We start from the raw sequence: 10,920 nt of genomic DNA, 5'->3' as shown, positions 1-10,920 counted from the left end.
GTTGTGCTCGACGGCGGGCCAGAACTGCGGGTTGTTGGTGAACAGTTCCCGGAAGTTGTCCAGCCCCACCCAGTGGATGGAGTCGAAGCCGATGCCGTCCCAGGTGGTGAAGGCCAGCGCGATGGAGGCCAGGGCGGTGACCCAGACGAGGGTGACGTGCAGGATCGTCGGCAGGCCGGCCATCAGGGCGAGCGTGATCCGGTCGCGACGGGTCAGCAGGCGCTGGTGGCCCTGTGGAACCCGTCTTTTCGGCTTCGTGGCGCCCGGAGGCGGCGCCGCGGCCGCCTCCGGGGTCTTCGTGGTCGTTTCGGAGCTCATGGTGTCGGTGTTCATCCGCTTCGGAAGGGGGCGGTCTCAGCCGGACGCGAAGATCGTCTTCTTCTGCCGCTCGATCGAGGACAGCAGGCTGTCGATCCCCTTGGGGTCGCGGATGAACTTCTGGAGCGCGGGCTGCATGACCGTCGAGGTGAAGTCCGGGCGGCTGTCGCGGTCCATGAACTGGGTGAGATGCTTCGCCTGGCTGATCATCTCGAAGCCCTTCTTCTGAAGGGCGCTGTAGCCGGAGGTGTCGGCCTTCGTGGAGGCGGCGATCAGGCTCGGGTCGGCCTTGAGGTAGATCTCTTCGGCCTGGGCCGTACCCAGGAATTCGAGCAGCTTGACGGAACCGGCGTGGTTCTTGGGCTTCTTGCTGAGCATGATGCCGTCGGTCGGCGCCTCGACGGTGTCCTGCCCGAACTGCGGGTCGATCTCGGGGAAGGCGAAGAAGTCGAGGTCGTCCAGGTCCGCCTTGTTGGCGAACTGCTGGGCCACGAACATGCCGAGCATATACATGCCGGCCTTCTTGGCCACCAGCGTCTGAGCGGCGTCCTGCCAGGTGCGGCCGACCGCGCCTTCCTGGTGGTAGGGGAGGCTCTCGGCCCAGGTGTCGAAGACCTTGCGGACCTTCGCGTCGGTCCACGAAGCCTTGCCCGCCATCAGCTCGACGTGGAAGTCGTAGCCGTTGAGGCGGAAGTTGATCTGGTCGAAGGAGCCCATCGCCGGCCAGGCGTCCTTGTCGCCGTACGCGATCGGGACGAGGCCGTCCTTCTTCATCTGCTTGCACAGGGTGATGTACGCGTCCCAGGTGGTGGGGACCTCGTAGCCGTACTTCTGGAAGACGCTCTTGCGGTAGAAGACCGCCCATGGGGAGGTGGTGAGGGGCACCAGGTAGTACTTGCCGTCCTGACCCTTGCTCAGGTCATGCATGGCGCTGGGGAAGTTGGCGCCGATCGTCTTCCACACGTCGTCGATCGGGGAGGCGAGTCCCTTGGCCGCGAAGAACTGCATCCGGTAGCCGGCGAACCACTGGAACACGTCGTCCGGTGTGCCCTGCAGATAGGTGTTGATCTGCTCCTGGAACGTGTTGTGGTCCTTGGTGTTGATGTCGACCGCGATCCCGGACTGCTTCGTGAAGGCCGCGTACATGTCGCCGTATCCCTTCTTCGGGACGGCGTCGGACGCGTTGGAGCCCACGGTGACGGTCTTGGTGTCCGACGAGGCGGAACTGCCGGCGCAGGCACTCAGCAGGGGGATGCCGGCACCCAGCAGCGCGGCTCCGCCGAGTCCGCGCAGCACGGTGCGGCGGCTGGCGCCAGGCATGGGCAGATCGAGGGATGAATGGTGCATTTCGACTCCTGACAGAGCTGGCGGTACCCAGGGTTGGCACGTCAGCCGGAAGAGGGTTGGCGGAGAGGCGGCCGCCGAGTGACCAGAACCAAACACGATCAAACAAACACGATCGGTGGACGCCAGGAAGCGTGGACGCTCTGTGTGCTCGATGTCAAGACTCCGCGTCCGGCAATTCGTGATGGTTCAGGTTCGGTCAGGAACTCGGTGCGCGGGTAATCGGAGTCGGCGGACTGGGCTGGTTCGGCTGATCGTCGAGTTGCGCGGTACGGGAGAAAACACCACTTGACCTGCGTGAATTCACGCCGGTCGCGTTTCCTGGAGCGCCTGTGAAACCCCCTGCGCCCAGCTGCCGGCCCCGACCGTCCGCTCGCTCCGAAGCCAAGTGGCGCTGCGAGAACTCTTGACGAGCGCTCGGCGGATGCGTACACATTGACCGCGCGGTCAGACCGCGCGGTCATACAATTGACCTCGTTCGATGACGAACACACGGCCCTAGGGAGACTTCATGACGACAGGGGCGGAGCGCGGTGCCGGCTCCTCCACGCCGCGCAGTGAGGACGTGGCCAGGCTGGCCGGCGTCTCACGCAAGACGGTCTCCCGGGTCCTCAACAACGAGCCGTACGTCTCCGAGGACTCCCGCCGACGCGTCCTGGCGGCCGCCGAGGAACTCGGCTACCGGCTGAACAACGCCGCCAGGGCACTGGCCTCCGGCCGTACCCGGTCCATCGGTGTGGTCGCCCTGGCGACAGCCGGGTACGGAACCGCCTCCCTGCTGGTGGGCATCGAACAGGCCGTACGGGACGCCGGTTACGCGCTGCGTGTCGTCAACACCCCGGACGGCGACCCGCAGAGCATCACCGGCGCGGTGGAGTCACTCCTTGACCAGGGCGTGGACGGCATCGTCGTCTCCGTACCCATCGTCGAGGGTGAGGTCCCACTCGGAGTCGACGTACCGGTCCTCTTCGTCGGAGCGCCACCCTCCTTCGCCGCTGCCCGGGCACTGACTGTCGGCGTGGGCGCACATGAGCTGGCCCGCGCGGCCACCGAACACCTGCTGGACCTGGGGCACGCGACCGTCCACCACCTCGCCGGTCCGCGCCGGTGGTACGCCACCAAGGACCGCATCGAGGGATGGCGGGCGGCGCTGGCGGCCCGGGGCGCGCATGAGCCGCCCGTGCTCAACGGCGACTGGTCGGCGGCCTCCGGGTATGCCGCGGGCCTGGGGCTGGCCTCGGACCGCTCGGTGACCGCGGTGTTCGCCGCGGGCGACGAGATGGCCATCGGGCTGATCCACGGCCTGCGGGAAAGCGGCCGTCGTGTGCCCGAGGACGTCAGTGTCGTCGGTTTCGACGGCAACCCCGTCTTCGCCTACGTCTCCCCGACTCTGACCACCGTCCGTCAGCCCTTCGAGGAGGCGTCGAGCGAAGGGATCCGGCTTCTCCTCCACGCCATCGAGAAGCCCGACACCGAACTGCCGCCGGCGAACGACCCACCCGTCGAACTGATCGTCCGCGGTTCCACCGCGCCGCCGCCCTCCGTCTGATCCACCCCACACCTGTGGCACGGCCCCGGCGCACTCACCCGCCGGGGCGCCCCGCCCCAGTCTGCGGACGTCGCGCTCGCGACCCGCACCCGGCTGCGTCGCCCGGCCGTCCCCCGGGCGACGCGCCCAACGCACTCCGCCGCATCACTCTGGGCCGTTCCGAGTCGGCGGACATCGAAACACCCCTTCCCCTTTCCCCTGGGAGCCGCAATGTCCCCAACGCAGACAGGCGCCAGATCCGGCGCCGCTCCGCGTTCCCGTCCCCTCTCTCTGCTGTCCCTGGCCTTCGTCCTGCTCGTCGCGGCGATGGCCATGGTCCTGCCCGCCGATCGGGCGGACGCCCTGGCTCGTCCCGCGCAGACGATGTACACCCCGCCGTCGGGTGCGCCCTCGCCCGGATCGCTCTACCCGCGTGCCATGCGTATGCAGCACAACGGCTCGGCCAACGGCACGATGCTGGCGACGTTCGAGCAGTACACCTCCGGCACACCGGTCTTCCCGATCTACCGCAGCACGGACAACGGCGGCTCCTGGTCGAAGATCTCCGAGGTCGCCGACACTCAGAACGGCTGGGGCATGCGCTGGCAGCCCGAGCTGTTCGAACTGCCCACCGCCGTCGGTGACTTCCCGGCCGGCACCATCCTGGCCGCCGGCGCCTCGGTCCCCGCCGACCGCTCCGCCATCAAGATCGATGTCTACGCCAGCACCGACCGCGGCCAGACCTGGACGTTCGTCAGCAACATCGCCACCGGCGGCCCGGCGTACGACCAGAACGGCAACGGCAACACCCCCGTGTGGGAGCCCTTCTTCCTCTACGCCAACGGCAAGCTGATCGTCTACTACTCCGACCAGCGCGACCCCGACCACGGCCAGAAGCTCGTGCACCAGGTCACCACGGACCTCCACACCTGGGGTCCGGTCGTGGACGACGTGGCGATGCCCACCTACAGCCAGCGCCCGGGTATGGCCACCGTCGCGAAGCTCCCCAACGGCAACTACGTCATGACGTACGAGTACGGCGGCTCGCCCTCGGGCAACTTCGCCGTCTACTACAAGATCTCCGCCGACCCGGAGGCCTTCGACTCCGTCACGGGCATTCCCCTGCGGTCGACGGACGGCGCGGTCCCCACCAGCACCCCGTACATCACGTGGCTGCCCACCGGCGGCCCGAACGGCACGCTAGTCGTCGGCGCCTACAGCACCAGTGACTTGTTCCTCAACACCCAGAACGGCGCCGCGAACACCTGGACGCGGATCAACTCCAACGTGGCCAACGGCTACAGCCGGGGCATGGTGCCGCTGTCCGACGGGCACAGCCTGCTCGTGCTCAGCGGCGGCAACGGAGGCAGCAACCTCTCCAACCCCGTCACCTACAGCACCATCGACCTGGGCGGCGGCATCTCGGACGGTGCCACCTACACCCTGTCCAACGCGAACAGCGACCTGAAGCTCACCATCGCGGGCGGGTCCACCACCAACGGCACCAACGCGACCCAGCAGAACGCCGACAACGCCACCGACCAGCAGTGGCGCTTCGTGCAGCAGGCATCCGGCTACTTCAAGATCTTCAACGTCGCCAGCGGCAAGGTCCTCGGCGTGGAGAACCAGTCCACCGCCGACGGCGCCAAGATCCTCCAGTGGGACGACAACGGCACCCTCGACCACGAATGGGCCGTCTCCCCGCACCAGGCGGGCGGGTTCACCATCACCAACCGGGTGACCGGCAAGTATTTGGAGATACCGAACGCCTCCACCTCGGCCGGCACCGCCGCCGTCCAGTGGAGCGGCACCAGCTGCGCCTGCCAGCGCTGGAACCTCACCCAGACCGCCCTGCCACCGCTGGGCACCGGGCAGTACGTCCTCGTCAACAAGAACAGCGGCAGGTACCTGGACATCCCGCAGGGCTCGACCGCCACGAACACGGCAGCCCAGCAGTGGCAGAACTCGGCCTGCTTCTGCCAGCTGTTCACCTTCCAGGCCGCCGGCGGCGGAGCGTGGACCATCAAGAACGCCAACAGCAACCTGAACCTGGACATCCGTAACGGCTCCACCACCGCCGGAGCCGCGGTCGTCCAGAACACGCCGTCCAGCGCGAACTCGCAGAAGTGGACCCTCACCGACGCGGGCAACGGCTACTACGAACTCAAGAACGTGGGCAGCGGCTTCAACGCCGGCGTCGCCCAGTCCTCCACCAGCAACGGCGCGGCAGTCGTGCAGTGGAACGACCTGAACATCGACGACCAGTACTGGAAGATCGTCCGCATCAACTGAACGGTTTGACGAAGGGCCTCCTGCCGGCTCGGGATTCGCGATGCGGACCGAGTGGCAGGAGGCCCTGGCGGTTGACATCAGGCCGTGTGTTCAGGGTGCGGTGACACGGGCGTTGACCCGTCGCATCCAGTCCCGGTCGGAGTGCCACATGGGGTGGTGCGGGGCCGCGTTCGAGGTCAGGACGACGCCACGGAAGCCCGCGGCGAGACAGCGGTCGACGACGAACTCCGCGATGTCCTTGCCGACGGCGTCCTCCTCGAAGCGGGTGAGCAGCGGGGTGTATCCGACGACTCCTTCGCCGAGGACGGCGGGGATGCCGCGGCGGCCGGCGAACTCGGCCACGGAGTCGACCCACCCGGCCAGCGTCTCCCGCATGGCCTGCCGGTGCGCCGGATAGTTCTCGTAGAGCCACAGGTCCCAGCGGTCGGGGTCGACCCAGTCATGGGCGTAGAACAGTTCGCGCGGGATGCCGGTGGCGGCCAGTCGCCAGGGCTCGTCCGGCTGGTAGTCGGCGAAGGCGGGGGCGTCGGGGCGCAGCATGGCGGCCAGTTCGGGGGTGGGCCAGGCCGCCGTCTCGGGCGCCGCTTCGGTGCCGTGGCCGAGTCCGACCGCCTCGTACAGGGCGCCGAGCACGCCGTAGACGTAGAAGTGGAAGTGCGCGATCTGCGCCCCCTCCGGCAGGTCGTCGATCTCGCTCGGCCAGGGCTCGCCCAGCGAGTAGGTGACGGGGATGGCGGGGTGCCGGGCCCGCAGCAGCTTCACGGCGCGGTCGAGAGGGCCGTGCAGGTAGGCGTAGTGGGTGACGTTGTCGCGCGGTACCAGGGAGCAGTTGTCGACCTCGTTGTGCACTTCGACGTAGGCGACCTGGTCGGTCAGGCCGTGCTCGGTGAGGAAGTCGAGGAGGTTGGCGAGGGCTTCGGCCACCGCCTCGGCGCGGTCCGGTCCTGGGACCTCGGCGAGGGCGCGGTGCCAGGCGTCGGTGTCGGCGAAGCTGGGGGACTGCTGGTACTCCCAGGACGACACGATCACCTTGCAGTCGTGGCGGGCGGCTGCCTCGAACAGCTCGACGAGCCGTCGGCGGCCGTCCAGCGGATAGCCGCCGCGCACGTCGTACCAGCGGGTGCGTTGTCCGAACTCCTTGCCGAGGCCCCGGACCTGGATGGAGTCCGGGTCGGGGACGCGTCCGGAGAACAGCAGGAAGGGCATGGCGCAGACGCGCACGGTGTTGAAGCCCCGGTCCACCGCCTCGGCGAAGGCGCGGTCGAGGTCGGCGAAGGGCTCGCCGGGTCCTGCCTGTGTGTACCAGCTGAAGTCCCACAGGGTGATGGCCATTGCTTGCTGCTGTGTCGTCATGAGGGCACCGTAGCTCAATTCATTAATTATGAATAATGCTTGACAGGTGTCGTGGGACTGCCCAGGCTCATGTGCCATGACCGAACCCATCCACCTGTCCCGGCGCACCGTCGTCACGGCACTCGGAGCGGCCGCCGTCGTCGCCCTGCCCGCCTGGCCGGAGACGGCACGAGCGGCGGACGGCACAGCCGCGGCAGCCACCAACGGCCCGGTGCTCGACACCCACCCGGCCACCGAGCCCTCCGGCACCCATGTGCGCGACGTCGGCGGCACCAACGTCGTCTTCCAGTACGGCGGTGTGCTTCCCTCCTTCGACGGCTGGCGCACGCACGAGCCCACGCGCGACTACCTGTCCCTCGACAAACGGTGGCGTTTCCGCTTCGACCCCGCCGACCAGGGACTCGACAAGGGCTGGCACTCCCGGCACTTCGACGACAGCTCCTGGGGCCGCATCGACGTCCCGGCGGCCTGGGACCTGCTGGACACCCCCGACTTCGGCTCCGAGACCGGCCCCTTCGGCAAGGGCACGGCGTTCGACGACGGCTACGCCTGGTACCGCACCACCGTCACCGTGCCCGCGTCCTGGCGAGCCCGACACGTACGCATCGCCTTCCTGGCCGCCGGGTACAGCGCCGAGGTATGGCTCGACGGCACGCACCTGGGCAAGCACGAAGGCGCCAACTCGCCCTTCGCCCTGCCGGTGGCGGGGGCGCTCCGGCCGGGGACCCGCCAGATTCTCGCCGTGCGCGTCTTCCGCCGGGCGACCTACACCGACTACCTGGCAGCGCCACCGCAACCGGTCACCGACGACCACGAACTGCCGTACAAGCCCGTCGACTACTGGCCCTACGCGGGACTGACCCGATCCGCCTGGATCGAGGCGGTCCCGCAGGTCACCGTCGCCAAACTGCTCGTGTCCACCGTGAACGGGCGCCTGGAGGCACACGCGGTCGTCGAGAACCACGGCGCCACCGACTTCGACGGCCGGCTCACCCTGGACCCCGGCCGGGGGAGCGGCGGCCGGCCCGTCGTCGTCGCGGCCCGGATCGCGGCCCGGTCGGCAGGCGTCGTGCGCGCCTCGGTCCCGATACCCCACGCACCGCGCTGGAGCCCGGCCGCGCCGCACACGCTCACCGCCCGCGCCACCCTGAACGCCGGGAGGCATGCCGGCCCTCGGGTGGACACGCTGTCCACCGTCTACGGCGTACGCGAACTGGCCGTCGCCGAAGCCCAGTTGCGCCTGAACGGCAAGCCGCTGTTCCTCAAGGGCCTCAACTGGCACGAGGAGACGGCCGCCCACGGCAGGGCCATGACGCCGGCCGAGTACGACCGGGAACTGGGACACATCACGGCACTGGGCGCCAACCTCATCCGCAACTGCGTCTACAACCGCGACCCATACGTCTACGACTGGGCCGACGAACACGGTGTGCTGGTGATGGACGACATCGACACCATGTGGCTCAACACCGCCCAGGAGAAGCTCCAGACCGAGCGCTACGGCCTCGCCCGCGCCCTGGCCCTGACCATGGCGTGGAACCAGCACAATCACCCCTCGGTGATCCTGTGGGGCCTCCAGAACGAGTCGGAGATCGACGCCGGCGGCGCCCCCGTCTACCGGGCCTGGCTCGCCGACATGAAGGCGGCCGTGAAGTCGGTGGACCTCACCGCCCGCCCGGTGACCTGGGCCTCCAACACGAGCAACGACCCCGCGTTCGACCTCGCCGACGTCATCGGGTTCAACGAGTACTTCGGTTACTTCTACGGCAAGGACGCCGACCTCGGCCCCACGCTGGACGCGGTCCACGCGAAGTATCCCGACAAGCCGATCCTGATCACCGAGAACGGCACCTGGTCCGTGGCCGGCACCCACGGCCCCGCGACCACGCAGGGTACGGAGGAGTGGCAGGCGGCGAGCTTCACCGCGCACTGGGAGCAGGTGACCGCGCGCAGCGAGTTCGTCCTCGGGTTCACCTACTGGGTGCTCAAGGACTACAAGCAGCGGGCCGGATACAACCAGGACTACAACGGCATCTCCGTGATGGGTCTGGTCACCTTCGCCGAGGAACGGCCCAAGCTCGTCTACGACGTGTTTCGCAAAGCGGTGAATCCGCGAGGCAGGTGAACAACCATCGGTGCCCCGGCCGGAAGGTGAGAGTGAACCTTCTGGCCGGGGCCTTTTGGTGTCCTGACGGCCGGTCAGGCCTTGACGCTGCCCTCGGTCAGTCCGCTGCGCCAGAAGCGCTGCAGGGCGACCATGGCGATCATCAGAGGGACGACGGAGACGAAGGCGCCACCCACGGTCATCTGGTAGAGCTGCGGTTGGCGGTCGGCGAAGGACTGCCACGACGTCAGACCGAGGGTGATGGGGTACAGCTTGGAGTCGGACAGCATGACCAGCGGCAGGAAGTAGTTGTTCCAGATGCCGACGAACTGGAAAAGGAAGATCGTCACCAGGGCGGGGGACATGATGCGCAGCGCGACGACCCGGAAGATGCGGAACTCGCCCGCGCCGTCGATGCGGGCCGCCTCGAGCAACTCGTCCGGTATGGATGCCGCGGCGTAGATCCGGCACAGGTACACGCCGAAGGGGCTGACGAAGCTCGGCAGCAGGACGGCCCAGTAGGTGTTGGCCAGGCCCGCCTCGCTGAACAGCAGGTACATGGGCAGTGCCAGCGCCGTGGCGGGGATCAGGACACCACCGAGCACGATGTTGAAGATCGTGTCGCGGCCGGTGAAGGAGAACTTCGCCAGCGCGTAGCCGGACATCGCGGCCAGCAGCGTCGCCACGCCCGCGCCGACCCCCGCGTACAGCACGCTGTTGGCCGCCCAGCGCAGGTAGATCGCGTCGTCGTAGGTGACCACCCGGTGCAGGTTGCTCAGGAACTGCGGGTGGGAGAACCACAGTCCGAAGCTGCCGAACAGGTCGCCGGTGGACTTGGTGGACGCCACCACCAGCCAGTACACCGGGAGCAGGAAGTACCCGGCGGCCGCCACGAGCAGGCCGGTGACCAGGATGCGACTGCGTGTGGTGACGCCGGTGATGTCGCCGCGCGGCGTCGAGCCGTCGTCGTCGGAGGCAGGCTTCCCACCCTTCGGCGGGACCGTGCGGTCCGCTGTCTGGAGACTCACGCGTCCCCACCCTTCTTGTTGACCAGCCGCAGGAACCCGAAGGAGAGCACGAACGCGGCGAGGGCGAGCAGGACTGCCTCGGCGGCGGCGAGGTGGTAGTTGTCGTTGGTGAACGCCTCGTTGTAGGCGCTGAGGTTGGGCGTGTAGGAGCTGTCGATACTCGACGAGACGGGCTTGAGCACCAGTGGTTCGGCGAACAGTTGCAGCGTGCCGATGATGGTGAAGACCGTGGTGAGGATCAGCGCCGGGCGCAGCAGCGGCAGCTTGACATGCCGGACCGTCATCCACGCACTGGCGCCGTCGATGCGGGCCGCCTCGTACAACTCCGTGGGGATGGTGCGCAACTGGGCCACCAGGACCAGGACGTTGTAGCCGGCGAACTCCCAGGTGACGATGTTCGCGATGGACCACAGGACGGTGTCTCCGCCCAGCAGGTCCACCGATATTCCCAGGTGGCGCATGCCGTCCACGAGAGGGCTGACTCCCGGGACGTACAAGAAGCCCCACAGGATGGACGCGATGACCCCCGGAACGCCGTAGGGCAGGAAGTAGGCGGCGCGGAAGAACCGCACGCCTCTGGCCGAGGCGCTGTCCAGCAGCAGCGCGAGGCCGGCGGCCAGCACGACCATCAATGGCACCTGCACGACGGCGAACAACAGCACGCGACCGATGCTGCGCAGGAAGGCGTGATCGGACAACGCGTCGGAGTAGTTGCTCAGCGCCACGAAGACGGTACGGCTGCCGCCGAGCCCCAGCGGCCCGGTGTGCTCGACGTCCATGACGCTCTGGTAGACGGCGTAGCCGATGGGGACGACGAAGGTCAGCAGGAACAGCAGGAGGAAGGGCGCGACGAACGCGAGGGGCGCCAGTTTTCCGCGGCGGCGGGGTGCTCGGGTGCGGGTGGGCATCAGGGTGCTTTCTGGAGTCCGGAGGGGAGAACGGCGGCGGCCGTG

General features: G+C 68.2%; 7 protein-coding genes and 1 pseudogene. 3 read left to right on the top strand and 5 right to left on the bottom strand.

Going from position 1 to position 10,920, the window contains the following annotated elements; genetic code table 11:
- Both ABKA17_RS47060 and ABKA17_RS47055 read right to left on the bottom strand, forming a co-directional pair.
- A pseudogene (locus ABKA17_RS47060) lies at positions 1-318 on the bottom strand (sugar ABC transporter permease); the annotation flags it as partial.
- Positions 319-354: 36 nt separating this feature from the next.
- Positions 355-1,665 carry an ABC transporter substrate-binding protein gene (locus ABKA17_RS47055; RefSeq protein ID WP_353698627.1) on the bottom strand — a complete coding sequence of 437 codons (1,311 nt, stop codon included), beginning with the start codon at positions 1,663-1,665 and terminating at the stop codon, positions 355-357.
- Between the two features lie 508 nt (positions 1,666-2,173).
- Here ABKA17_RS47055 and ABKA17_RS47050 point away from each other — a divergent pair.
- Together ABKA17_RS47050 and ABKA17_RS47045 are read left to right on the top strand one after the other, a co-directional pair.
- Entirely contained in the window at positions 2,174-3,211 is a 1,038-nt protein-coding gene (locus ABKA17_RS47050) for a LacI family DNA-binding transcriptional regulator (protein ID WP_353698626.1), read from the top strand.
- A 210-nt stretch (positions 3,212-3,421) separates the two neighbouring features.
- On the top strand, positions 3,422-5,482 hold the full coding sequence (locus ABKA17_RS47045; RefSeq protein WP_353698625.1) for an RICIN domain-containing protein: 2,061 nt from the start codon (positions 3,422-3,424) through the stop codon (positions 5,480-5,482).
- A 90-nt stretch (positions 5,483-5,572) separates the two neighbouring features.
- Here the strand turns inward: ABKA17_RS47045 and ABKA17_RS47040 are convergent, their stop codons facing one another.
- Entirely contained in the window at positions 5,573-6,835 is a 1,263-nt protein-coding gene (locus ABKA17_RS47040) for a cellulase-like family protein (RefSeq protein WP_353698624.1), read from the bottom strand.
- A 76-nt stretch (positions 6,836-6,911) separates the two neighbouring features.
- Here ABKA17_RS47040 and ABKA17_RS47035 point away from each other — a divergent pair, with 76 nt between their 5' ends.
- A complete protein-coding gene (locus ABKA17_RS47035; protein ID WP_353698623.1) occupies positions 6,912-8,960 on the top strand; it encodes a glycoside hydrolase family 2 protein in 2,049 nt (682 codons plus the stop codon).
- A gap of 74 nt (positions 8,961-9,034) precedes the next feature.
- On the opposite strand, the gene ABKA17_RS47030 is transcribed toward ABKA17_RS47035, so the two are convergent.
- On the bottom strand, positions 9,035-9,967 hold the full coding sequence (locus ABKA17_RS47030; protein WP_353698622.1) for a carbohydrate ABC transporter permease: 933 nt from the start codon (positions 9,965-9,967) through the stop codon (positions 9,035-9,037).
- Positions 9,964-10,875 (bottom strand): carbohydrate ABC transporter permease, encoded by a 912-nt coding sequence (locus ABKA17_RS47025; protein WP_353698621.1) that lies wholly within the window; start codon positions 10,873-10,875, stop codon positions 9,964-9,966. Before ABKA17_RS47025 ends, ABKA17_RS47030 begins: the two co-directional genes overlap by 4 nt.
- Positions 10,876-10,920: the final 45 nt, after the last annotated feature.

Origin of the sequence: Streptomyces sp. RG80, from assembly GCF_040446465.1 — a bacterium.
Taxonomy (GTDB): Bacteria; Actinomycetota; Actinomycetes; order Streptomycetales; family Streptomycetaceae; genus Streptomyces.
Note: the sequence above shows the minus strand (reverse complement) of the source record. Positions and strands in the feature narration are given on the sequence as shown.